This window comes from Marinobacter sp. CHS3-4, assembly GCF_030053415.1.
GTDB lineage: Bacteria > Pseudomonadota > Gammaproteobacteria > Pseudomonadales > Oleiphilaceae > Marinobacter.
Genome location: NZ_JASGBJ010000001.1, coordinates 261,018 through 285,547, shown reverse-complemented (window position 1 = coordinate 285,547; position 24,530 = coordinate 261,018). Strand labels below are relative to the sequence as shown.

27 protein-coding genes are annotated in these 24,530 nt (G+C 53.5%); 5 read left to right on the top strand and 22 right to left on the bottom strand.

From position 1 onward, the window contains the following. Positions 1-16: 16 nt before the first annotated feature. The 8 genes from QLQ17_RS01340 to QLQ17_RS01305 form a co-directional block, all read right to left on the bottom strand. Entirely contained in the window at positions 17-913 is an 897-nt protein-coding gene (locus QLQ17_RS01340; protein ID WP_283207736.1) for a substrate-binding periplasmic protein, read from the bottom strand. Next, complete coding sequence (locus QLQ17_RS01335; RefSeq protein WP_283207735.1) at positions 879-1,802, bottom strand: M14 family metallopeptidase; 924 nt, start codon at positions 1,800-1,802, stop codon at positions 879-881. The genes QLQ17_RS01340 and QLQ17_RS01335 overlap by 35 nt, the downstream gene beginning before the upstream one ends. 88 nt (positions 1,803-1,890) lie before the next feature. Then, on the bottom strand, positions 1,891-2,511 hold the full coding sequence (locus QLQ17_RS01330; RefSeq protein ID WP_283207734.1) for a LysE family translocator: 621 nt from the start codon (positions 2,509-2,511) through the stop codon (positions 1,891-1,893). 46 nt (positions 2,512-2,557) lie between these two features. After that, positions 2,558-2,836 (bottom strand): hypothetical protein, encoded by a 279-nt coding sequence (locus tag QLQ17_RS01325; protein WP_283207733.1) that lies wholly within the window; start codon positions 2,834-2,836, stop codon positions 2,558-2,560. 3 nt (positions 2,837-2,839) lie between these two features. Next, positions 2,840-3,526: a hypothetical protein gene (locus tag QLQ17_RS01320; protein WP_283207732.1), complete on the bottom strand. Its 687-nt coding sequence runs from the start codon at positions 3,524-3,526 to the stop codon at positions 2,840-2,842. A 734-nt stretch (positions 3,527-4,260) separates the two neighbouring features. Next, positions 4,261-4,665 (bottom strand): hypothetical protein, encoded by a 405-nt coding sequence (locus QLQ17_RS01315; RefSeq protein WP_283207731.1) that lies wholly within the window; start codon positions 4,663-4,665, stop codon positions 4,261-4,263. 429 nt (positions 4,666-5,094) lie between these two features. Continuing rightward, entirely contained in the window at positions 5,095-5,391 is a 297-nt protein-coding gene (locus tag QLQ17_RS01310) for a hypothetical protein (RefSeq protein ID WP_283207730.1), read from the bottom strand. Positions 5,392-5,923: 532 nt separating this feature from the next. Continuing rightward, the gene (locus QLQ17_RS01305; protein ID WP_283207729.1) at positions 5,924-6,721 is read right to left on the bottom strand and encodes a hypothetical protein; all 798 of its coding nucleotides are present in this window, start codon (positions 6,719-6,721) and stop codon (positions 5,924-5,926) included. A 679-nt stretch (positions 6,722-7,400) separates the two neighbouring features. Here QLQ17_RS01305 and QLQ17_RS01300 point away from each other — a divergent pair. Both QLQ17_RS01300 and QLQ17_RS01295 read left to right on the top strand, forming a co-directional pair. After that, positions 7,401-7,652 (top strand): type II toxin-antitoxin system Phd/YefM family antitoxin, encoded by a 252-nt coding sequence (locus QLQ17_RS01300; protein WP_058092924.1) that lies wholly within the window; start codon positions 7,401-7,403, stop codon positions 7,650-7,652. Continuing rightward, complete coding sequence (locus QLQ17_RS01295; protein WP_008938367.1) at positions 7,649-7,903, top strand: Txe/YoeB family addiction module toxin; 255 nt, start codon at positions 7,649-7,651, stop codon at positions 7,901-7,903. The genes QLQ17_RS01300 and QLQ17_RS01295 overlap by 4 nt, the downstream gene beginning before the upstream one ends. Before the next feature lie 83 nt (positions 7,904-7,986). On the opposite strand, the gene QLQ17_RS01290 is transcribed toward QLQ17_RS01295, so the two are convergent. The 7 genes from QLQ17_RS01290 to QLQ17_RS01260 all read right to left on the bottom strand — a co-directional run bounded on the left by QLQ17_RS01290 (position 7,987) and on the right by QLQ17_RS01260 (position 12,383). Further along, entirely contained in the window at positions 7,987-8,352 is a 366-nt protein-coding gene (locus QLQ17_RS01290; protein ID WP_135803611.1) for a hypothetical protein, read from the bottom strand. 111 nt (positions 8,353-8,463) lie between these two features. After that, positions 8,464-8,757 (bottom strand): hypothetical protein, encoded by a 294-nt coding sequence (locus QLQ17_RS01285; protein WP_283207728.1) that lies wholly within the window; start codon positions 8,755-8,757, stop codon positions 8,464-8,466. A 129-nt stretch (positions 8,758-8,886) separates the two neighbouring features. Further along, complete coding sequence (locus QLQ17_RS01280; RefSeq protein ID WP_283207727.1) at positions 8,887-9,240, bottom strand: hypothetical protein; 354 nt, start codon at positions 9,238-9,240, stop codon at positions 8,887-8,889. 572 nt (positions 9,241-9,812) lie between these two features. Further along, a complete protein-coding gene (locus QLQ17_RS01275) occupies positions 9,813-10,286 on the bottom strand; it encodes a hypothetical protein (protein ID WP_283207726.1) in 474 nt (157 codons plus the stop codon). 113 nt (positions 10,287-10,399) lie between these two features. Continuing rightward, the gene (locus QLQ17_RS01270; protein ID WP_283207725.1) at positions 10,400-10,840 is read right to left on the bottom strand and encodes a hypothetical protein; all 441 of its coding nucleotides are present in this window, start codon (positions 10,838-10,840) and stop codon (positions 10,400-10,402) included. A 611-nt stretch (positions 10,841-11,451) separates the two neighbouring features. After that, positions 11,452-11,862 carry an LIC_13387 family protein gene (locus QLQ17_RS01265; protein ID WP_283207724.1) on the bottom strand — a complete coding sequence of 137 codons (411 nt, stop codon included), beginning with the start codon at positions 11,860-11,862 and terminating at the stop codon, positions 11,452-11,454. Positions 11,863-11,987: 125 nt separating this feature from the next. Continuing rightward, on the bottom strand, positions 11,988-12,383 hold the full coding sequence (locus tag QLQ17_RS01260) for a DUF2628 domain-containing protein (protein ID WP_283207723.1): 396 nt from the start codon (positions 12,381-12,383) through the stop codon (positions 11,988-11,990). A gap of 291 nt (positions 12,384-12,674) precedes the next feature. On the opposite strand from QLQ17_RS01260, the gene QLQ17_RS01255 reads away from it, so the two are divergent. Beyond that, on the top strand, positions 12,675-13,166 hold the full coding sequence (locus tag QLQ17_RS01255; protein ID WP_283207722.1) for a phage integrase N-terminal SAM-like domain-containing protein: 492 nt from the start codon (positions 12,675-12,677) through the stop codon (positions 13,164-13,166). A gap of 100 nt (positions 13,167-13,266) precedes the next feature. Here the strand turns inward: QLQ17_RS01255 and QLQ17_RS01250 are convergent, their stop codons facing one another. The 7 genes from QLQ17_RS01250 to urtA all read right to left on the bottom strand — a co-directional run bounded on the left by QLQ17_RS01250 (position 13,267) and on the right by urtA (position 19,892). After that, on the bottom strand, positions 13,267-13,626 hold the full coding sequence (locus tag QLQ17_RS01250) for a zinc ribbon domain-containing protein (protein WP_283207721.1): 360 nt from the start codon (positions 13,624-13,626) through the stop codon (positions 13,267-13,269). Positions 13,627-13,631: 5 nt separating this feature from the next. Then, on the bottom strand, positions 13,632-14,864 hold the full coding sequence (gene fmdA, locus QLQ17_RS01245; protein WP_283207720.1) for a formamidase: 1,233 nt from the start codon (positions 14,862-14,864) through the stop codon (positions 13,632-13,634). A gap of 132 nt (positions 14,865-14,996) precedes the next feature. After that, a complete protein-coding gene (gene urtE, locus QLQ17_RS01240) occupies positions 14,997-15,686 on the bottom strand; it encodes an urea ABC transporter ATP-binding subunit UrtE (protein WP_283207719.1) in 690 nt (229 codons plus the stop codon). 24 nt (positions 15,687-15,710) lie between these two features. Then, a complete protein-coding gene (gene urtD / locus QLQ17_RS01235; protein ID WP_283207718.1) occupies positions 15,711-16,475 on the bottom strand; it encodes an urea ABC transporter ATP-binding protein UrtD in 765 nt (254 codons plus the stop codon). 21 nt (positions 16,476-16,496) lie between these two features. Then, positions 16,497-17,666 (bottom strand): urea ABC transporter permease subunit UrtC, encoded by a 1,170-nt coding sequence (gene urtC / locus QLQ17_RS01230; protein WP_283207717.1) that lies wholly within the window; start codon positions 17,664-17,666, stop codon positions 16,497-16,499. Positions 17,667-17,676: 10 nt separating this feature from the next. Further along, complete coding sequence (gene urtB, locus QLQ17_RS01225) at positions 17,677-18,603, bottom strand: urea ABC transporter permease subunit UrtB (protein ID WP_283207716.1); 927 nt, start codon at positions 18,601-18,603, stop codon at positions 17,677-17,679. Positions 18,604-18,707: 104 nt separating this feature from the next. Continuing rightward, positions 18,708-19,892 carry an urea ABC transporter substrate-binding protein gene (gene urtA / locus QLQ17_RS01220; protein ID WP_283209028.1) on the bottom strand — a complete coding sequence of 395 codons (1,185 nt, stop codon included), beginning with the start codon at positions 19,890-19,892 and terminating at the stop codon, positions 18,708-18,710. A 341-nt stretch (positions 19,893-20,233) separates the two neighbouring features. Between urtA and QLQ17_RS01215 the strand changes: the two genes are divergently transcribed. After that, a complete protein-coding gene (locus tag QLQ17_RS01215) occupies positions 20,234-23,614 on the top strand; it encodes a hybrid sensor histidine kinase/response regulator (protein WP_283207715.1) in 3,381 nt (1,126 codons plus the stop codon). Next, positions 23,601-24,515, top strand: coding sequence for a response regulator transcription factor (locus tag QLQ17_RS01210; RefSeq protein ID WP_283207714.1), 915 nt, complete (start codon positions 23,601-23,603; stop codon positions 24,513-24,515). The genes QLQ17_RS01215 and QLQ17_RS01210 overlap by 14 nt, the downstream gene beginning before the upstream one ends. Positions 24,516-24,530 lie beyond the last annotated feature (15 nt).

Here is a 24,530-nt window from a genome sequence, read left to right as displayed (position 1 = left end):
CGTGCCAGATGGTCGATCAACGATACTGGCGGATCAATTCCAGCAACTGGGATTGAAAATCGGGGTTGGCCATGACGCTTTCAACAAGCTCGATGATTTCATCGGCATGGGGGTTTTGACGAGACACCCCAAGGTGGAATGGAATCGGGGATTCGGAGATAAAACCGACTTCCTGCATTCTGAGCGCATCTAGATACCCCAGTTGCTGCGCCATATAACGGGCATGTTCCGGAGGCATAACGATGAAATCCCCAGCACCACGCCGAAACAGAAGATGCATCTTCGCGACTATATCCTGCCCGTCAATCCGTTGAAGATACCCGGGTATGTTTTCTTCTTCCCAGGAGGAGCCACGCTCAACAATCACCGTCAACTCAGCCAAATCATCAAAGCCTGTCGCCGACGAGATCACTTTCGCCGCAGCGCTGTCTTTGTCATACACCAGATTGCCATAGTTCTGCAGGTAAAGCGGATCGGCGGTGAACAGCGCGTACTTCTTGCGATCGTCCGATGGATAGGTGAGCAAACCATCACTTCGCCCATTCTCAACGTTGTACTGGGCCCGCGCCCAGGGAAAAGCCACGTGTTCCGCCTCGTATTCTGGAATGAAGCTGAACACCAGCTCAACGATATCTGGCAAAAGCCCAGCCGCCTCCTCATTCACCGCGACACTATAAGGCGGCGAAGTGTCACTGTAAGCAAACTCCAGATCTGTGTGCGCCAGGGCTTTGGCGGGGAAAAACAGCAACAACACCCAAACGATCAAATGGCGACACACAAGTCGATCAGCCTCCGACGAAGATTGAAATTGGCCCAATAGATTACCTTCATACACCCGGACACCGTCGTCGTAAAGGGCAATGTGAATCTGGCTTTCCTCACCGGTGTGCCAGCGCGTAGTCGATCGCTGCACGCACCGCTGTTACCTGAGCAGCATTGCATTGCTCTGTGGTTACACAGGCGCTATCCGGATAGACCTCGGTGGTGGTTCGGTATGGGGCACTGGTCATGCTCGCACACAGGCCCAATTGCTTGAGCGGATATTGAATAACACCCCGGGCCGCCACGGGTGAACCGAAAATCTCGCCCTTGTCATCCGCCGGCGCGATATGGGTGACCTTCTCCACCGCCCCAATCACCGCCTGCTGGAATTCAGGTTGGGGATGCTCACTGTCATCAACAACATAGAAACCGTCTGGAATGCCGCCTGGCTCGAAGGGTTTGCCATCGCGGGCCGCCAGCGCGGGGCGAAACTCGGTTTCGTCGGTATCGGTGGTTTCATGCAGGTCGATGTGCAGCAGAACCCGATCCTGAATGGGGGCCACCCGTCGCATCAACGCGATTGCCTCTTCAGCCTGGCCGTCAACACGGAACGAACGGTTTGGATCAACGGCGTTCGCGTTCCAGCGATGGATACGCTCATAGGCCCAGGGACTGACGCAAGGTGCCACCAGAAGGTTTACCTGGCCCGCGTATTTCTCCCCATGCTGCTCCAGAAACTGGAGCGCACCATGAACGCCGCTGGTCTCATAGCCATGCACCCCGCCGGTGATCAATACAACCGGCAGATCGTCGCGCCAATCGCGGCTGTGGATTGCCATCAGCGGATAGGTGTCGTCGCCGTAGTCGAGACGGCCATACTCGTCCACGTCGAAGCGCGAACGCAGGCGCTCAACCACACTCAACACATCGGTCTTATAGCTGCGTTGCCAGGTTTGCCGTGACAACCACTCAGCGCGCTCGGCGTCACTCCAGGGAATACCGGGCGTACCAATGGGATAGAATCGGGAAGGCGAATTCACAGCGCATGCTCTCCAGTGATGGTGGGTTCGGGCGGGAATTCTAGCATTCGAATCTTAATAAGCTCAGCATCCGGTTCGTTTGCAAGGGTCAGGTTTTGAAGATCAGATAACTGCCCGTTCCGATCATGACACCACCGATGGTTTTCTGATAAACGCCGGTAAATCTGTGATCACGTGCGATGCTGGCCACTTTGGCGCCCAACAGTGCATAGGCAACTTTAACGCCGCCCACAGCTATGATGGTGATTGCCACAATCAGTAAAATGTCCCGAATATCGATGGCTGCCAGATCAATAAACACCGGGAAAAGACTCGCATAGAAGAGAATCGCTTTGATATCGCCCAGGGTCAGAGCGAAACCCGCCATCAAGCTGGTGACCAGACTTTTTGGCTGGTTCGAACTGAACGGTGCTTGAAGGGGAGCAGAGTTCGCAGTCATCAGCTTTACCCCGAGCCAGATCAAATAAAGCCCGCCGATCATTTTCACGACAACGAAAAAGCTACCCAGCACCTCGGCCACTGCTGACAAGCCTGCTATCGCAAGGGCGATAAAGAGTAGGTCGCCCAGCACGATACCAATACCGACCGCGATCCCATTAGCTGGACCCAAAGTCGCTGAACGAGCGACCACCAAGGCAACGCTGGAACTCGGCAAAGCGGCGAGCAAAGCCATAATTCCGAACAGTATGATTGAATCTATGAAGGTCATGTCAGTGCACGTCTGTTTTTATACCTGATGCCGTTGTCGAGCGTGATCATTTTACTTTTTGGACAGCCGCCCCAGTTTCATCAACCCTCTGGATTCGTCCATTCCCAAGATATTCGAAGAATCGTCCTTCATCATCTCGGAAAACCTCTCCAGTATTGATGACCGTCTGCCTTGACGATATGACCTTCAGTTCCCCAGTGTTCTGGTTGAGCAAATAGAGAACACCTGCCGAGGTTTCAAAAAGCGAAAAGTTGGGAGTGGCTGACAACGTCGTGTTGTCGCACCCCGCCAGAACCAGAGCTGTCAAAAGTATCAATAATCTCATCCGCTACATGCTCCAGGCGATTTTGTTGCGCAGATCCTCGACAGACCTCTTAACTGGCCCAGCAACGGCAATGTAGAGAAACGAAGACTCTTGGTCATGTTCAACGCATTTCACCGCCGCCCTGTTGGTTCCCGAGTTGCCATACACATAAGTACCGTTTCGAACCACCGACGAGAAATTAAGTGCATGAAGAGACGCCACTCCTCTCTGTGCACAGATCTCTGCAGAAACATTCAATACTTTATGATGCGACCAGAGGTGCGGTGGAGCACTGGACTGTGCTGAGTGCGCACGCGATGCAGCAACTTTTTGCTCGCTTCCGAAGTCTGGCAAGGTAAAATTCGAAATCCAAAGATGAAATCCAAAATTCATGGCAATACCAGCAACAATAAGCGCATAGAACAAGAACAGGCGATCTCGATAACGGTCGAGAAGCGAGAAGAACACAAGGCCGACAACCGCGTCGATGAGAAAGTTGAACGGCAACAACAGCAGACCGTATTCAGCCCAACCGAAGAATAGCCCACCCAGAAAACCAAGGATAAGAAAGCTTCCGGCGTAAATGAACGCGGTGGTTATAGGCCGACCATGGTCAAGTAGGTGCTTAATGCAGAAAAATAGTATCGCGAATTTGAGAATCAGGCCCAAAGCAGCATCTCCAAATATCCCTTTCAGAATCAGGCAGATCATCCGCCTTCATAAACGGCCATGATCTTGCAATTGAGGCGAAGCCGCAATGAAAAGGGCCTCTGGCGGCCGTCAGCCACGTACTAAAACGACTTGTTAAAGTCTTTGCTTTGGACCATGCGCAGACAGAAGGTAGTTTGGCGCATAGCCGGTGAACAGGATACTGTCGGAAATATGCCCAGTGACGGTCACTACCGCCGAACCCATTAAAATAGATAATGAGAATGGCCTTACTTTGGCTACCTGATCTCTACTCACTGCTTCATGCAACATAGACTTTTAACGCCAATATTAAGCGGCCGCCTTGGAGCGCAGCGGAAAGGCGGTCCGGTGGAGGCCCGTCAGGGCCGGAACGTACTTGAATAACTGGTTATGAGTTCCTGATATCTCTGACCCTTTTAATTATTTCTTGGACCACCAAAAAGACGAACATCAGTATAAATCCGCCCCAAGCTAGGACGCTGTACCAAAACTCCGTCGGATCCTCGGACAATTCATGACTGCCCCGATTACGCCTCCCGAAGGCGCTGATATCACCATCCAAATACCCACTGACTGCGAGAATGAGCAAAACAGCCAACAAAATCACTGAAACAACGCACAAGCCAATAAGCTGAAATATTTTTCGTTCTTTCTCTTTGCTCATATTGAGCTCTCATAACGCCGAAGCACAGCGGCGCCACGACAGTGGCGTCCGGTGGCCGAAGTCCACGTACTGCTGCGACTGGTTATATGGTTCATTGGTATCCGGAATGCTCTTCAATGTTTTCATGAGCCTTTTTCAAGATTCGATAGCATCTATTTTGAGAAGGCTCGAACGGCTTCAATTCGCAGATATTTTCGACATCCTCCACGCTATGTTTTAGGAGGAGAACCAGCATACTTCTAACTTGCTCAAGAGGTCTGTCCTTAGCCTCGGTTGCTTCGATCAAATGGTTAAACATAGAGAGGTTTGTGATGGCATCATCTCCTACAAACTCATTCATTTGGCGTAGCTGTGTAGCCATGTGGGTTTGATAGACTTCAAGTAATTCACTAATTTCTTTTTTAGTAAATTCGACGTCCTCTTTTGAATGCCCATAGCTAGATGACACCACGAAAAACTGGATTGCCATCACTAAAAACGCAGATGTTGACTTCATAGGTACTCGCGAATCTCTTTCCATATAACGCCAAGCACAGCGGCGACACGCCAGTGGCGTCCGGCGGCAATCGGCCGTGTACTGATGCGCCTTGTTATAGTCGCCCAGAGAACTTCCTGTACAGTTCTTTGGCATAGATTAGATTGCAAGCCATCGTGAACAGGACAACAGCAACAGTTGCGAATTCTGCCTGGTGCAGCTGGAAGATTCCCCGCCATGCAACCTCACCATCGCTTACGTCATAGATCATTCGTACGCATATCAAATTGACCATCAGTATTAAGAGATGCGAACCCAAAGTGATTCTGTAATCGCCCATTCTGAGATCTCGAAGTGCTATAACGCCAATGTTCAGCGGCCGGTTTGTAGGCGCTACCGCGCTGTAAAACCGGTCCGGTGGAGGCCCTTCAGGGCCGGAACGCACTGCAACTACTGGTTATGCGCGAACGGTGTGCCTAGTAGCGAAAGTGCGAAGAACCCAACAAAAATCCAAATCGCGCAAAGCCGAACTTTGTCGAGCTTAACCATGACATTGAGCTTTGATCCGCTCACAAATTCCTGGGCCCATTCGTGACGGTAGCCTCCCCACACTGCCAACCCAATCGCAACGCCCTTCTCTTTAGCTTTTTTCCAATCAACATAAGCGATAGACAGCAATTGAATTGCTATGTGACAAATCACGAAAACCACTATCGCAAAAACTGGCAGGAAGCTAGTTATTTGCATCCTTCATCCCCAGGGTATAACGCTCGGCTCTGCGGCTGGTAAAAGTGGAGGCGAAGCCGGAGCTTTTACCAGTCCGATAGTAGCCGCTTGTTATGTGGCTCAGCGGTCATGTTTACTCCGAACAAGACTGGGAAAGATTTTTCCAAGCCCTTTCTTACCTGCAACACCGTAAACCACGAAAATAAGCCCCAAGAACAGAATCGAGACACCCGAAACAACCGAGGCCGTTGAAGTAGACAGCATCAGGATGCTGCCAATAACGAATAATACTCCGACTACTGTTCCCAACACTCTAATGATCATCCACTTTGCTCTTTACTCGATCCCTGGGATAGCCGTATAACGCTTTTGTTTAGCGGCGCCCTGACAAGGGCGTCCGGTGGACGGCCGCCAGGCCGGGAACAGACTTAAGCGACTTGTTATAACTATTTGCGGAGTGACGCATGCGCTCCGACCCATGATCTCCATGAAACGGAGTAGAGCAGGTCACACCCCCAGTATTTAATTCAACTGCTACCTAGCTGAGGGTTTCTCAGCTTTGCTGCAGCGCCTCACAGTCCGTTGGAACCTCCAGGCCTAGGTTCGAACTGAACCGAGCCAACACATCATCCCGCCAAGCAAATGCATCGGCGATAACACCCTTTTCGTAGGCTTCAACACGGCTTCTGTCTTCAAATGCGTCCTCTGTTACAGACATAACACCGGCGCCACCCACAGAATCGTCGCCAAGCAGGCCTATACCAACAATCTGATCCTTAGCTTCAATAAATGCCCAGCCTGTGCTTCGATAATTCCGGCTTGAAGGCTCGTCCCGACCGTCTATTTTCCAGCGGACAAAATCGGTGGGTTCACGATAGGTTAGGGAGTCGTATTCCGTCAGACCACTTGGCACACTGACAGTAATCAACGGCTTGGCCCTTCTTTCTGCTGCGCTCAGCCGCGCGCTGCCCGGCCTACTTTGCCCTTTCTCATTACGGATACTGACCGTTTTGCCGTCATTTCGGACAAAAATACGGCACCTGCCATCAGAGTGCTGGATAACCTTGACACCATCAATATTTGCCCCTAGCTCCGGCTCACTTGTCACCGAGGACACGTCGGCACCGAGGAGAATGTCGATATAGCGGCATTTGCCCCACTGCCGCGTGATGCGTCCCCTGCATCGATCATAAAACGCGCCCTCAATGATCTTCCCTTTAGGGCTGTAGTAAATCCAATCCGCCTCTTTTGGAGACTGTATCAGCAAGGCAATCAACGCCCCGGCCACGGCGAGAAAAGTTAAAGACCGCCCAACGGTTTTGAGATTAGTTTTCGGCGTATGTGTGTCCATTCAATCGAATCCTTATATTGATCTCGCCTTGCTCTAGGTTGACTCTGTATTTATCCGATCAAAACTTCAGCCTCTCGGTCCAACATAGGCCGTTATTATTTAAGAAAGTGGAGCACGCTCCAATGACACAATCACAGCGCAAATGAAGCTCCCGGCTCCCATTTAACGCCAGCCATAAGCGGCGCCCTGACAAGGGCGTCCGGTGGAGGGCCGTAGGCCCGGAACGTACTACAACTACTGGTTATACATGAGGTTACCACCCTCACCAGCTCCAAACTTTGGCTATACCGCGCCAGACACCCCCGAGAATAGATGGAAAGAGTTGCGGGAGCAGCAAGGCCAACACAGCAAAAACGATGATACAGGTGACGAGGTAACTACTACTGAGAAAGCCATCCCAATAGACGGCCAGCTCTAAGTTGACCCAGAGCCAAACGAACGCTGCGGTTGGGATAGAGAAAAACAGCGATGCGAATAGACTGATCAACCTTGATTCAATCGGCCCACCTTGGCCGCGATTCCTTGCCATGATCGATTACTTCCTTGTGTATAACGCCCGGCCCACGCGCCGGTTTGGAGCCGCGAAGCGGCGGAAAATAGGTCGCTGTGCAGCAGATTGTTAAATCCTTTGGCGTACGCTATCCTGACCATGTTCAACATCCTGTACAGGAGCAACCTCATGGATGCCATTAGCTACACAGCCGCTAGAACCAATCTAGCAAAAACCATGGAGCAGGTCTGTGAAGACCACTCCCCTGTGATCATCACCCGGAGCAAGTCGCAGTCAGTGGTAATGATCTCCCTCGAGGACTACGAGGCACTGCAAGAAACTGCATACCTTCTGCGCTCACCAAAAAACGCACGGCGTTTGCTGGAATCCGTTGCCGAGCTGGAGCAAGGCGGTGGTCAAGAAAAGGAACTTCTTGAATGAAACTCATCTTCTCCGAGAACGCCTGGGAAGACTATCTGTACTGGCAGAAAACCGACAAAAAGATTCTTAACCGAATCAACAAGCTGATCAAAGAGACCAAGCGAGAACCGTTCGAAGGTGTTGGCAAACCAGAGCCCCTCAAACACAGCCTCGCCGGGTACTGGTCCCGCCGGATCAACGAAGAACACCGAATAGTTTACAAAGTCACGGATGACGCTTTGCTAATCGCCCAGCTCCGTTATCACTACTGATTTAACGCTGAGGTAACCGGCGCCGGAGCGCCAGCGGAGGGAACCAAAAGCGGTACGCTTTTGGCGTCCGGTTGACCGACTGGTTATGGCTGCTCATTACGCCTCACGATTCCGATGACTAACTTGCCACAACCGAGAGCCAACAAAAGCATCAATAGAATCTGGACTACGCTAATGGCTATAAAATACCACTGGTATTTGTCTTGGGCTTCTTGTTTGGCTGACGAGAACTTTTTCAGGAAGTCATCATTTTTCATGAGATTCGAAAGCTGCTCTTTCGACATGAACTCCCAGGTTTCAAGATCCCAAGGCTCTGGACCAAGCACGCTCACGCGAATCTCTTTCTCCATCATTTCCTGAAGTGCGCTTCGGCCTGTTTCCAATACAGATTCAACCAAGTTCACGAGCAAGAAAAAGACGAAAATTGTTAAACAAACTTTGAGCTTCACTCGACTTCCTTGTGGCCATAACGCCAGCCATAAGCGGCGCCCTGACAAGGGCGCCCGGTGTAGGGCCAATGGCCCGGAACAACCTTAATGGCATTGTTATACATCTCGACCTCAATGAACCTCTTCGACATGAAATTCAAACCCGCCGATAAACCGATTGAGGATATTGTAGAAAAAGCAGCCAATCACGACAGATATATAGCCGAAAATCAGGTAGAGCAATGGGAAAATAAAGAAGACGAAAGTTGGAAATCCAACGGTGTTTCCGTCTGGCCCCATCGGCGGACCAGCGAGGTTCATCATTAAAATCATGGGTAAGAAAATTGGCAATGTAGCAACTGCCATGAGCACCCCAAAAACCTTTCCATTTTGGTGCGGTAAGAGACGTTTAATCTGTTTTTTCATAGTCAGACTCCATTCTGTGAGTATTCATTTTCCTGGTGTATAACGCTGAAATAAGCGGCGGCCCGACAGGGGCGTCCGGTGGAGGCCGAAGGCCGGAATGTACTTGATTGACTTGTTAACAGGCTGGGCCTAGCCGAGTGCTCGAAGGCTAGCACCGCACCAAAAGCAATTTGACCGCGTTTTCTTTACTTTGCGACCACAATCCGGGCAATCGCTCCCCAGAACAGGATCAAACTTGCCGTCTGATCTTCCATCGCGAAGGTCAATTTGAGTCATTTTCTCTTTGAGCTGAGCTTCGGAAAAACCGGTTGTTCGCTCCAATTCTTCAAACAGCGCGTGGCAAAGAAGCGAGAGACGATCGACCTTTTCCTCTAGCTCGTTGATCGAACGGAGAGCAACCTTTGCATCAATATGCGCCTCGCTGCCCCGTTTTCGATTTTCGATAATTTCTGTCTGCTGAAAAGCATCCCAAAACCAATTCACTACGATCTCCTTAACTGTTAACGCCGGTGCTAAGCGGCCGCTGAAAGCGGTCCGGTGGAGGCCCTCAGGGCCGCAATGAACTTGAATGATTGGTTATGTGGACGACCCACGAAATTTGTCCAAGATTTGCTCCAGTTCATTCTTTGTAGCCGAAACCATTTTTGATAACTCCCTTTCCATCCTATGTGGGTAGCCAATGAGGTTATTGAGAGAGTTGTTGATAGCGAGAAGATAATCATCCTCGCTGGTTCCGTATTGATGGAGTTCCAATATGCCAGGTAAGCGGGACGCGACATCGCGAACTACCTCGCGTTCCAAACCAAATAGCGAGTGAAACTCGCATTCCTCAAAAAAAGGACCGTCCGCAGCGGCATACAAACACTGCCTTACAATATTGAGCTCTTGCTCGGATAGATCAGATAGTGGCATGGCCTCTTTTCACATAACGCAGCAAATAAGCCGACCATTGTAGCGGGGTGAGGGGGTGAGGACTGTGGCATTCGCCACAGCCGCAGCGCCGCGAAAATTGGTCGGATTAATTTTCTTTATTATGCGCGTATATTCCGTGCGCTCTAGTCATTTGCCCCATAAAACCTTAACACTCGATCCACTAGATATAAAAACATTGCCCCCATAATCCCAATACCCAATGGAACACCAGACGTCCCTCCTGGGCTAATAAAAAATATCAGAACTACTACGCCTAACATGCATAAGGCAACAATGATGTGGCCAAGCCATATAAACATTGAACCAAAATAATACAGGGCAGAAGGGACTGGTTCTCCGGCATTTCCACTGGGGCCATGTATATGTTTGCCAGAAAAATTACTTTCAACTATTTCTGTTTGTAAATGATTTTTCTTGCGTTTTCTAAAAGGGGCATAAATTAGAAAACTCCCGATAACTATTACAAGCATGTTAGCTACTATCGAAGCATTTGGGCCTCGGTGAGGCGAAAGAAAAAGACCATATAGTGATGCACCGACCATTACGGCTCCTAGCACCACAACAATTGCATCAGTCACTGATCTAACGATATTCACAACATCCTCCAAGGCCCATAACGCTGATGTTAAGCGGCCGCCTTGTTGGAGCAACGCGTAGACAAGGCGGTCCGGTGGAGGCCCGTAGGGCCGGAACGTACTTGAACTACTGGTTAAAGGCTGCTTGCACCAAAGTATCGCCGGACTGTTTTCTTATGAAACAGATACCAGTAAATCAGGCCAAGAAAAGCTATTAATGTTAAGACCCAATCTAACCTAAACAACAAGGTTGGCTCTGACGCTAAACGCATAGCAAAAATGCTAGTCAAAACAGCAAAGTATATTACGCGAGCGTATTTCACTCTTTTTAAAAGACAAATAGCTCCTGTGCCTATGCTGAGAGCCACTAAGAAAAACTCGATGCCTGCGCCGGAGGACCACCAATCTGCGTATGTCACCTCCTTACCGTCGACGCTAAATCCCCCTATGGGAAAAAGCGTAACCAATGCGCCTACAAGAAAGATGGACCCATGAAGCGCCAGAAGCTTCATGAAAAACGGCATTGCTTTGAAATTACTCCACATATTACTAAACATACCTTTAACGCCTGCCATAAGCGGCGCCCTGACAGGGGCGTCCGGTGGAGGGCCAAGGGCCCGGAACAGACTTAATGGCCTGGTTATGTGTCACATTCGTCTGAAGCTGATTCTACAGAATCAGGAAGGCCAATCTTCGAGGGCACGTGCCACGTGATCAACGGATGTCCCTCGATTGACAATTGATGATAGCTCCTCAGAGACAAGCGTTTAGTGCCCACTTTCTTGATTCTTGACCAAGGGATATACATGTTAGGCATTGCCCAAGATGTAACGTAAATTCCCGCGTCATCTGTCGCAATGTGGCAAAAACCATCCCAAAAAGAACGCCACGGCGTATTAATGGTATGAACAAACCCACACCCAGCCCACTTTGCCTTTAAGTCCGAGCGTTTCTCTGTCTTAAATTCCTCGACGATTTCTGACGCGTCTTTATGCAACCTCCATAGATTTCTAAAGGCAAGGTAGATGGCTAAAACCGCGATAATTGGAATTAGTATGTACATCATCATTCAATGCCAGATTGACACATAACGCCTGGCTCTGCGGTTGGTTACAGTCGGCGACTTTGACGCTGCGAAGCAACGCGAAAAAGGTGCTAACTGTAACCAATCCGTAGCAGCCACTTGTTATGTGTTTTTTAATACCGCTGCACCAATAAAACAAATTGTTGATATTAATATACCTATTAATGGCACTTTGAACCAATAAGCTTTTGCCAAAATAAGATAAAAAACACCAATTACCGCAGGAAAATAGGAAAACCAAATAGATTGCTGAATTAACTCATAGTGTGACCAGCTCAAGGGTATGTAAAAACCCGCCAACATTATACAGCCAATACTATGGCTAACATTAAAACCAACCCAAGCTTTCCATATGGATGTTTCTTTTGTTAAAACTATTGATGCTTCCTTCATTGCTAAAGTAACAGAGGAATCATACGCTTCAAACTTGTTAGTAAACAGAGTTAAAAATAAATGGACTGCACCAAGGATACCCAATATGGCGGCTCCTAATATTAGTAATGTTTGCCCCATAGTTAGACTCCTATTTTGTGCACATAACGCCAACAGCACGCGCGGCTGCGAAATCGAGGCGAAGCCGCAATGTAGTAGCCGTCGCCGTGCCTGTATTTGTTAAGACTAGTTTCGAGGTGGTCTGCTCACGCTTTGACCGCATCAGAATCAGAAAGTGATTTCTTGTACTCGAAAATCGCCCTTTCAGCGTCAATTTCAGATAACTCTGCAACCAGTCGATACCCTGCACGACAGAGCCTAGTTTCATGCCAACGATTTCCATGGGTCCCAAAGACACGAAAAATCACCGCTGCGATAACTATATAGGCGAGTTGCGTAGTATCAGGAGCAATTCCTTGTCTTGACAAAACAGGCGCCATAAACCAGCCGAATATAGCGACAAGAAACACTGCAACTGCGGGCCACCAAAGTTTTTTCGATAATGCCCAAAAACCGCCAAGAAATGCAGCGGGCCACGACCAACCTCGCTTAACCGCGTCGAGTTTTCCTTCAGGGTGAGAATAGATGTAATAGGTATTCATTTTAAGATCACTCCTTTGATCATTGAGGGGGCAAGGATTCTACTTGAACTTGGCAAGGAAAAATAACGACGGGTTCGAACCTTAACAGCAACTAGACCGAATTCTACGTTAATGCAGAAATCTGACTTCTTCATTAATACGTCAAAAGGCAGAACGCACCTTCGGTCAAATTCATTGAATAACAACACCCTACCTCACCAGCTGACTACCCGCCATGTATTCGGTTGACTTCTGTGAAATACCGCCACAATAATACTGTACATTTATTCAGTATTTTCGGGAGCATATTCCATGGATGGAAAAGAGCCGCGTCTGAGAGACCAATTTCGAGCAGTGATTCGCGTCAATCACTACAGCATCCGAACCGAAAAGTCTTACTGGTACTGGATTCGCTTTTTCATCCGCTTCCATCAAATGAAGCATCCCAGAGAGATGGGGCCTGTTCAGGTTCGCGAATTTCTCACTTGGTTGGCGGTTGAACGGAACGTTGCAGCGGCAACCCAGTCATTAGCACTGAATGCGCTGGTGTTTCTTTACGAGCATGTTTTGGGTCAACCGCTAGGTGACATTGACGGTGTTGTACGTTCAAAGAAGCCTCGGAAATTACCCGTTGTTCTTACCCACGAAGAAGCGATGGCAGTCATTCAGAAAATGCCTGAACCAGACGCTTTGATAGCGTCTCTGATGTATGGTGCCGGGCTCCGAGTTTCCAAACCGGGCAATGACATTCGCACAGTTCAGGATTTGCAGGGCTTTGCCGGTGTGCAGAGCCCTTTGGGCTAGACCTGGCGCAGACTGGAGAAGCATAAAAAAGCCCCCGGAGAAGAGGGGGCAAAACACGTGACAGTGTCATAACTGAGTTACTGCGAATGTCTACGCTGTTTCAGTGGCTGATCATCCATGGCCGCATGGACGGGAACATTTTCTTGCCGTCGGCGGTGTAGAACAGCATGGATTTACCATGGCCGTGTTTGACGGAGCCGCAACCGCAAGCGCGGTTGTGGTCCTTGTCGTTCGCCCGCTGATCCGCCGTGGAGAACACCGGTTCGTGCCGGGATTTCTCGTTACGGTCCTCGGCGGCGCGTTTGGCCGGGTCCATGGCCGCAATCTCTGGTGGCAACACAATCACTCTGGGCGACAGCGCCTTACAGGTGGGGCAAGCCACCGGCTTGGCGCTGTCTTCCATGGTCGCCAGCGTATTGAACAGGCCGTGTTCGCGGCATTTGTAGTCATACACGGGCATCGCGTTTACTCCTTATCTTTGGACAGGGGCACGTCCATGCCGCCGCCGGCCATTTTCTTGGGTCCGTCTGCGGATGGGTTGATGTCGAAGTCGAAGATGTCGGTTGGCAGCCACAGTGTGGCGCAGGCGTTCGGGATATCCACCACGCCGCTGATGTGACCTTCCACCGGTGCGCAGCCGAGGATGGCGTAGGCCTGAGCCCGGCTGTAACCAAACTTGGTCATGTATTCGATGGCATTGAGACACGCCTGGCGATAGGCCACGTGTACGTCCAGATAGTGCTGGCCGCCTTCCTCGTCCACCGAGATGCCTTCAAAGATCACGTAGTCGTCATAACGTGGCTTGATTGGGCTGGGCTTGAACACCGGGTTCTTGATGCCGTACTTCCTGATGCCGTCTTTCACCAGATTCACACGCAGGTGAATCCATCCGGCCATTTCGATAGCGCCACAGAAGGTGATTTCGCCGTCGCCCTGGCTGAAGTGAAGGTCGCCAACCGACAGGCCAGCGCCATCCACGTAGACCGGGAAGTACACTTTGGAGCCGCGGGACAGGTCCTTGATGTCGCAGTTACCACCGTGCTCGCGGGGCGGTACGGTACGGGCCGCTTCGGCACCGGCCGCTTTGGCCGCGTCGCCGCTCATTTTACCCATGTGGGCGGTATCGCCATTGGGCAGCGTGGCCAGTTCCGGTACTCGCTCAGGATCAGTCGCCACCAGGCCAGCTTCGCGCTTGTTCCAGGTGTCCAGCAGGTCTTTAGACGGCAGGCAGCCAATCAGACCCGGGTGAATCAAACCGGCAAATTCCACGTTAGGAATATGGCGGGATTTGGTGAACATGCCGTTGAAGTCCCAGATGCTCTTCTGGGCTTCGGGGAAGTGTTCGGTCAGGAAGCCACCACCGTTCTTCTTGGAGAAGAAGCCGTTGAAGCCCCACTGGCTTTCTTCGAAAGCGCCGATGTCGAGGATGTCCACTTCCAGCAGGTCACCCGGCTCGGCGCCTTCCACGCCAATCGGGCCAGACAGGAAGTGCACCTGGCTCAGGTCCACGTCCCGCACGTCGTCAGCGTTGTCGTCGTTCTTGATCTGTCCGCCAGTCCAGTCGTAGCACTCGACAATGAAATCATCGCCGGGCTTTACGGTGGCCACCATGGGGATGTCCGGGTGCCAACGGTTGTGGATGCTGTCGTTCTCGTAAGCCGACTTGTTCAGATCAATCTTGATGATGGTCTCAGCCATGGCGGCCTCTCCTTGTCGTTTCGATGTTGGGTTTGTCTGTCAGTTCAGTATCCGTTGCGGCCCTTGGGCCATGAATACGGCATTCGCCCCGCCCACCTGCGTCAAATGACGTAGGTAAGGCAGTGCGTGCCCTCACACAGCCAGGTAAGACGCCACCTTGGCTTCGTCCACGTCTTCGCGACGTTCTTCGTGCACAATTTCGCCTTTCTCGATCACCAGAATCCGGTCGGCAATGTCCAGGGCAAAGCTCAGCACCTGTTCCGACACCACAATCGACAGACCGCGCTGGTCGCGGATCTCCTTCAAGGTTGCAGCGATCTCTTTGATGATGGAGGGCTGTATGCCCTCGGTGGGTTCGTCCAGCAACAGCAGTTTGGGGTCGCTCGCCAGCGCCCGGGCAATGGCCAGCTGCTGTTGCTGGCCGCCAGACAGGTTGCCGCCACGGCGATTGCGCATCTCCAGCAGTACCGGGAACATGTCGTACAGATCCCGCGGTACTTCGGAACGTTTGGTGGTGGTCAGGCCGGTTTCTATGTTTTCTTTGACCGTCATGGTCGGGAAGATCATCCGGCCCTGCGGAACGAAGCCAAAGCCACTTTCCACCCGCTGGTAGCTTTTGAGCTCCGCCAGCTCTTTGCCTTCCAGGGTGACCTTGCCGCCAGCACTGGGAATCACCCCCATCAGGGATTTCATCAGGGTGGTTTTGCCCATCCCGTTACGCCCCACAATGGCGACAATTTCGTTAGGCTGGACGTTAAAACTCAGGCCTCGCAGGATTTCGCTCTGGCCATACTTCACGTGATAATCGGACACATTCAACATGGTGACTTCCTCGTCTTTTGCCCGTCAGTGGCCCAGGTAGACTTCAATAACTTTCGGGTCCTGTTTGACCTTCTCGGCGCTGCCCTCAGCCAGGATCTTGCCCTGGTGCATCACCGTGACGTGGTCCGCAATCTCCGCCACAAACTGCATGTCGTGCTCGATCACGATCACCGATCGGTCGTTGGTGATTCGCCGTAGCAGTTCGGCGGTCTGCTTGCGCTCGGTCACCGACATGCCGGCGACCGGTTCGTCCAGCATCAGCAGGTCCGGGTCCTGGATCAGCAACATGCCGATTTCCAGCCACTGTTTCTGGCCGTGGGACAACAGATCGGCCTGGGACTCCAGTTCGTCTTTCAGGTTGATCATTTCCGCCACCTCGCGGACCTTGCTGATCACCTTGGCGTCGCGTTTGAAGAACAGGGCACCGAAAACGTTGCGGCCTCGCGGATAGCAAAGCTCCAGGTTCTCGAACACGGTCAGGTCCTCGTAAATGGAGGGGTTCTGGAACTTGCGCCCTACTCCCGCTTTCACGATCTCGTGTTCCTTCAGAGTGGTGAGTTCCTTGTTGCGGAACTTCACCGACCCGGAGGTGGCCTTGGTGCGGCCGCAGATCAGATCCAGCACCGTGGTTTTGCCGGCCCCGTTGGGGCCGATGATCACGCGGATTTCTTTTTCGTCGACGTAGAAGCTCAGGTCATCGACCGCTTTGAAACCGTCGAACGAAACCGTCAGGCCCTCAACGGCGAGCACAAAATCCGTGTTGGTTGCAGTTGCTGTCGCTGCGTTCATTGCTCACTCCTTGCTCAATCGTTAAGAGGCGTTGACCGGTTCATGGGATGACGAAGAGCCCGAGTAACTGGAATCGCCCGAATACCGTTTGAACAACGGCGCCTTATCCAGGAACTTGTCCACCGTGGGCGCGCAGTACTTCTGGTACACGCCTGCCAGGCCATCCGGGAACGCCACCACCACGCCGATGAACAGCAGGCCCATGGCGAACAGCCACAATTCAGGGAAGCTCTCGCCAAAGTAGGTCTTGGCCACGTTCACAAGAATGGCGCCGTACACCGCACCCAGAATGGACATGCGTCCGCCCACCGCGCAGAAAATCACCATTTCGATCGAGGGCACGATGCCCACGAAGCTGGGGGACATGAACTTTTCCTGCAGGGTGAACATGGCACCACCAACGGCGGCAAAAGCCGCGCCTACGCAGAACACAAAGATCTTGAAGTTGGCGACGTCATAACCACTGAACCTCACTCGGTCTTCCTGACCGCGCATGGCCACCAGAATGCGGCCGAGCTTGCTCTTGGTGATGAACTGGGCAACAAACAGGCACACAAACAGCAGTGCCACACCGATGAAATAGAACACGTAGCTGGCGTAGTCGGAGCGGATGTTCCAGCCCAGCAGTGTCCGCAGGTCGGTAATACCGTTAACCCCTCCGGTGTAGCCCTGCTGACCGATGATCAGAATGGTCAGAATCGAGGAAATCGCCTGGGTGATGATGGCGAAATACACGCCGCCAACTCTTCGCTTGAACATGGCAAAGCCGATGAAATAGGCGAAGATGGTTGGCACGATCAGGATCGCCAGCAGGCTGAAAGTGAAGCTATTGAACGGTTCCCAGAACCAGGGCAGTTCGGTAATTCGGTTCCAGTCCATGAAATCCGGAATGCCCGGCGTGCTCTGGATCGCCGTATTTTCAGGCGACGAGGCTTCCAGTTTCAGGAACATGGCCAGCGCGTAGCCGCCCAGGCCGTAGAAGACGCCCTGGCCGAGGCTCAGGATGCCGCCGTAGCCCCAGCACAGCACCAGGCCAACGGCCACGAACGCAAAACTCAGGTACTTGCCAAACTGGGTCAGACGGATGATGTCCATCGACAGTGGCATGATCACCAGCAGCAGTACTGCAAGGACAAAGAAGCCCAGCACATCCTGCCGTGTCATCATGTTTTTCAGACTGAAGTTGCTCATGACAGGCCTCCTACTTGCGCACTTTGAGGGTGAAGAGTCCCTGCGGACGGAACATCAGAATGATCACCACCGTCATCAGGGTCAGAACCTTGGCCATCGAGCCGCCGAGGAAAAATTCCATGGTCGACTGGGCCTGGGAAATGCTGAAGGCCGATGCCACGGTACCCAGCAGGCTGGCTGCACCGCCAAAGACCACCACCAGGAAGGTGTCCACAATGTATTGCTGCCCGGCAGACGGGCCGGTAGAGCCGATCATGGTGAAGGCACTGCCCGCGATACCGGCAATGCCGCAACCCAGGGCAAAGGTCATGCGGTCAACCTTCGCGGTATTGATGCCCACTGCGCCCGCCATCGGGCGGTTCTGCACCACGGCCCGGACACGTCGGCCCCAGCTGGATTTGAACATCAACAGATACACGCAGAAGGTCACGCCAATAGCGATCAGCATCACGATCAGGCCGTTAATAGGCAGCTCGACGATGTCGGTGACCGGGAAGGATCCGGCCATCCAGTCGGGAATGCGCACGCCCACTTCACGGGCGCCAAAGATGGAACGATAGCTCTGCTGCATCAGCAGGCTCAGGCCCCAGGTCGCCAGCAGGGTGTCCAGCGGGCGATGGTAAAGACGGCGGATCATGGCCCATTCCACGAATGCCCCGAGGGCCGCCGAGGCAAGGAAGGCAACCACAATCGCCACGAAGAAGTAAGCATCGAACAAGCCGGGCAGGTACTCTGCAAACAGGTTCGACGTCAGGTAAGTCATGTAGGCACCGAGGATCATGAACTCCCCGTGCGCCATGTTAATCACACCCATCTGACCGAAAATAATCGCCAGACCAAGTGCCATCAGAAGGAAAACTGCGAAGAGAATTAGGCCGGCGAACCCTTGCATCGCAAAGATCGAGCCCAACTCCGTGGCGGTATAGTCAGAAAACATGGTGGTACCTCCGGCCTATCAGGCGCTTGACTCTGTCCAGTCTCGCCCCCCGGTCAGACCGGGGGGCGAAGGCTCAGATTGCTGAGAAAGTGCTAAACGAGCGCTTACTGGTAACCTTCTGGGAACGGATCCGGCTCCATCAGTTCTTCAGTCTCGAAGACCACGTCGTACTGGCCATTGGCCATGGCACGGCCAACGCGGGTCTTGGACCACAGGTGATGGTTTTCGTGGATGCGAACGTAGCCTTCTGGCGCAGTGGTCAGCTCAATGCCCGGTGACGCTTCACGCACCTTGTCGACATCGAAAGAGCCGGCTTTCTCAACGGCAGCCTTCCACAGCCATGGGCCGAGGTAAGCAGCCTGGGTGACGTCACCGATCACGGAATCTTCGCCCCAGCGCTCTTTAAAGGCTTTCACGAAGGCTTCGTTGTTCGGGTTGTCCAGGCTCTGGAAGTACTTCATCGCGGCGTAGGCGCCTTCGATGTTACGGCCACCGATACCCAGGATTTCGTCCTCGGTCACGGAGATGGTCAGCAGGGTGGTGTCGCCGTCGGTCATGTCGATACCGGCTGCTTCCAGCTGCTTGTAGAACGCCACGTTGGAACCACCCACGATGATGGCGTAGATCACGTCCGGCTTCTTGAGGCGGATGCGGTTGATGGCAGAGTTGAACTGGGTATGGCCCAGCGGGAAGTAATCTTCACCCACCACCTTCAGGCCCAGCACGTCTTCAATGTGCTTGCGGGCGATTTTGTTGGACGTCCGTGGCCAGATGTAGTCGGACCCAAGCAGGTAGAAGGTTTCTGCACCCTTCTCTTCTTTCACCCAGTTCAGGCCTGCAAGGATCTGTTGGGTGGCTTCCTGGCCGGTGTAAATGACGTTCGGTGACTGCTCCAGTCCCTCGTAGAAGGTCGGGTAATAGAGCATGCCGTTGTACTGCTCAAAGATCGGCAGTACGGCTTTACGGGATGCCGAAGTCCAGCAACCGAAGACCGCAGCCACGTTGTCCTGGCGCAGCAGCTTGCGTGAACGGTCGGCGAAGGTGGGCCAGTCACTGGCTCCGTCTTCCTGGATGTATTCGATCTTGCGTCCGAGTACGCCGCCCATCTCGTTGATCTGTTCAATGGCCAGGATTTCGGCCTGAACCGAACCTTCCTCACTGATCGCCATGGTGCCGGTGACCGAGTGCAGGATGCCCACGTTGACGGTGTCATCAGTGACCGCCAGGCCGGTGGTGTTTACTTCCTCTGTTGGGGGCGCAGCAGCATTGGCGGTCGCCGCCAGTACCATTGAAGCCGCCAGCAGCTTGAGCTTTCCGAGCCCCCACCGTCCGGTGGCGCCTCCTGTCGTTTGCTTGTGCATTGTCATGGTAAGTCCTCGCTGGAATGAATCTGCAAGGCGTCTCGCTGCCCGAACTCGGGGGAGCGCCCTCGATAACCATTCTCTGCGGAGGTCCCGATTCCGCCCATTCGGCAAACACACCAGCGACCTACGTCATTTGACGCATACCCCGCCAACACCCGTCGCGATACAACACAGGTGCGCCCGATCTTCTATTTCCTTCCCGTTTATGTGCGATGGCACAGGAATTGATGCGGAAATCGGGTCTAGTATCCGAAAAAGGTCTCACCATGAGTGCCCGGCAAAGCATTTTCCGCGTGCGGCGGAATTACAATCAGTGGGTCGCCAACCAGACCCTGGAAGACTACGCCCTGCGCTTTACCGCCAAGAGCGCACGGCGGTGGTCTGCCGGCCGGGTGACCAATACGGCGCTGGGCGCGATTTCCTTCCTCGCGCTGGAAGCCATTGGCGGCGCCATTACCATCCATTACGGCTTTGACAATGCCGTCGCCGCCATTCTTGCCGTCGCTCTGATTATCTTTCTGACCGCCATCCCCATCAGCTACTACGCGGCCCGCTATGGCGTTGATATTGATCTGTTAACCCGGGGCGCCGGTTTTGGTTACATTGGCTCCACCATCACCTCGCTGATCTATGCGTCTTTCACCTTCATCTTCTTCGCCATCGAGGCCGCCATCATGGCCATGGCGCTGGAGCTGTTGTTCGGCATCCCACTGGTGATTGGCTACCTGGTGTGTTCGGTGATGATTATTCCACTGGTCACTCATGGCATCACCGCCATCAGTAAGTTCCAGCTCTGGACTCAGCCCGCCTGGATTCTGCTTCAGCTGCTGCCATTCGTGTTCATTCTCTGGCAGGACGCCAGCTCGGTAACGGACTGGACGCAATTTCAGGGTTTTGCACCCGATCAGGGCGAAGGCGTGGATCTGCTGCTTTTTGGGGCAGCGGCGGCGGTGGTGTTTTCTCTGATGGCGCAGATCGGGGAACAGGCGGACTTCCTGCGCTTTATTCCAGAGCCTAAAAAGGGTCAGAAGCTGCGTTGGTGGACGGCCGTGATGTCCGGGGGACCAGGCTGGATTGTGATAGGCGCCATCAAAATTCTGGCCGGGTCATTTCTGGCCGTGCTGGCCCTGAACCAGGGCGTGTCTCCGGAAGATGCGTCGGATCCCACACGCATGTACATGGTGGCCTTTGGCTACATGACGTCATCACCGGAAGCGGCGCTCGCCATTGCGGGGATTTTCGTGATCCTGTGTCAGGTCAAGATCAACGTCACCAACGCCTACGCCGGTTCCATCGCCTGGTCGAACTTCTTCTCCCGGCTGACACACAGCCATCCCGGCCGCGTGGTGTGGCTGGTATTCAACGTCGCCATCGCGCTTTTGGTGATGGAACTGGGGGTTTACCGGGCGCTGGAAGAAACTCTGGGATTCTATGGCATTGTGGCGGTGGCCTGGGTGGGCGCGCTGGTGGCGGACCTGGTGATCAACAAGCCGCTGGGATTCAGCCCCAGGCACATCGAGTTCAAGCGTGCGCACCTGTACGACATTAATCCCGTGGGCGTGGGCGCGATGGTTCTGGCGTCAATCATTGGCATGGTGAGTCATGGCGGGGCACTCGGGGACGTGCCCGAAGCGCTGTCCCACTTCATCACGCTGGGGGCTGCGCTGCTAATTGCGCCGATCATTGCCTGGAAAACCAAAGGCCGCTACTACACCGCGCGGCCCTTCACGCCCATCGCCACCGATCATCAATTGGTGGCCTGCTGCATCTGTGAACATGCCTTCGAACCGGAAGATGTCACCGACTGCCCGGCGTATGCCGGAAACATCTGTTCGCTGTGTTGCTCACTGGACGCCCGGTGTGGCGATTTCTGCAAACCCGGGGCAGGCTATCGGGAACAGATGCGGGCCTTTTTCGACCTGTTCATTCCACAAAGCGCTTTTCATTATCTGCACTCACGCATCGGGCATTTTCTGGTGCTGTTGTTCTTGATCAATGGTTTTTCAGGTCTGTTGCTCTGGCTGATTCACGAACAGACTCTGGTCAGCTCTCCCGCCGAGGCCGCGGTGCTATCAATCACGCTCTGGAAGGTGTTTTTTGTTCTGATCATCGTTACCGGGATCGTATGCTGGCTGTTCGTGCTGGCCCACGAGAGTCGAATGGTGGCAGAGGAAGAGTCCCAACGACAGACCCGCCTGTTAACCGAGGAAATCGTCGCCCACGAGCGCACGGATCAGGCACTGCAAAAAGCCAAAGAACACGCAGAGGCGGCCAATGGTGCGAAAAGTCGCTATTTAACCGGCATCAGTCACGAACTTCGCTCGCCCTTGAATGCCATTCTGGGTTACGCCCAGTTGATGGAAAACGATGCCTCGATACCTGAGAACCGCAAAGACGCCCTGGGCGTGATCCGCCGCAGCGGTGAATATCTGGCGGACCTGATCGAAGGCCTGCTGGACATCTCCAAGATCGAGGCAGGCCGCCTGGACCTGCACCGGGACGCGGTAAGGATCGACTTATTGATGGAACAGCTGGTGCACATGTTCCGGCTGCAAGCCGAGGAAAAAGGCCTGAATTTCGAGTATCACCGAATCGGCAAGCTGCCGGAACTGGTGACCACCGATGAGAAGCGCCTGCGGCAGATTCTGATCAACCTGCTGTCCAACGCCATCAAATACACCGACTCTGGCCGCGTGGCACTAACACTCAAGTACCGCAGCCAGGTCGCCGAATTTACCATCGAGGACACCGGCGAGGGCATTGCCGAAGAAAACCTCGAACGCATCTTCCGGCCTTTTGAACGCATTCGCTCACCAGGCCAGAGCCAGATGGGAACAGGCCTGGGCCTGACCATCACTCACCTGCTGACAGAAATCATGGGCGGCGACCTGTCGGTTGTCAGCGAGGCCGGAAAAGGCAGCACCTTCAAGGTCAGCCTGATGCTGTCCAGCTTACACACGCCACGCCCGGAATCGATGACATCGCCGGCACGACGAATCTACGGCTACGAAGGGCCACGTCGCAAAATCATGGTGGTGGACGACGAAACCTCCCATCGTCAGATCATCCGCGCCATGCTGGCCCCACTGGGATTTGAAGTGATCGACATCGGCAATTCCCTGGCCGTTACCAGCGCCGTAGAGCAGGAATTGCCGGACCTGGTGCTGCTGGACATCACCATGCCCGGCTACAATGGCTGGGAAATCCTGGCTCAGCTTAGGGCCAAGCATCCCCAGCTGCCCGTGGTGATGGTATCCGCCGACGCCAGCGAAGGGCGCAACCAGCCAGACACACCACAACTTCACAACGGTTACGTGATTAAACCGGTGCGCCTGAACCTGCTGCTGGATCACATTGCCCGCCTGATCGCTCTGGAGTGGCGGTTCGAGAAAAGCCCCGAACCCATGGCGAACCCGGTCGCTCCCGCCAGCGGTGGCCTGGTGTTGCCCGCGCAACAGCATTGTGCGGCACTGGTCGGACTGGCCACCATCGGCCATCGCAAAGGCCTGTTGGAGGCCGTCCATGGCATGGAGCACCAGGGCCAGGCCGACCCGGGCTTTGTGGAGGAAATCATTCGCCTAACCAACGATTTTCAATTCGACAAGATTATCGATGCACTGAAGGTGACCGACTATGAACGCACCTGACTCTCTCAAACCCCAGAAAACCGTGGTCATGGTCGTGGACGACGCCATCGACTCGATCCGCATGATCAGTGATGCTCTGGAGGAAGCGGGCATGACCGTGCTGGTCGCGCTGGAGGGAAACCAGGCCCTGACCATCAGCCAGAACATTACCCCGGACATTGTGCTGATGGACGCCATCATGCCCAATATGGACGGCTTCGAGACTTGTCGGCAGCTGAAGCAGAACCCTCAGTTCCTGGATACACCGATTATCTTCATGACCGGCCTGAGCGACACGGAACACGTGGTGATGGGTCTGAACAGCGGTGGTGTCGACTACGTGACCAAACCGATCAACACCACCGAAGTACTGGCCCGAATGCAGGTCCACCTGACGAATGCACGTATGGCCCGCAGCGCGCGTCAGGCGTTGGATACCGCCGGCCAGAATCTGTTTGCCGTGGACCGCGATGGCGACATTCTCTGGGCAACGCCCCAGGTCCATCAGCGCTTAACCGCGGACTCTGCGGATCACCAGCAAAAGCTTGGCTTCGCCCTTAAGGAATGGCTCAGCCACGATCCCCAAAACGGCCACAGCCTGGCTCTGGATTTTCTGCCACAACCCCATTCGGTGGAATTCCTGACGCTGGTCGATAATCGCGAATACCTGCTTCGCCTGCACGAGGTTCAGCAACCCAGCGCGGCCACCGGCGCCCTGCGCGACAGGTTCAGCCTGACTGGCCGGGAATCCGATGTGTTGCTGTGGATTGCCAACGGCAAGACCAATCGCGAGATTGGCCAGATTCTGGATATGAGTCCACGCACCGTGAACAAACATCTGGAGCAGGTATTCCGCAAACTCGGTGTCGAAAACCGCACCTCAGCGGCAGCCGCAGCCATCAAATGCCTGGCGCGGGGATGATTGCCAGAGTATTGA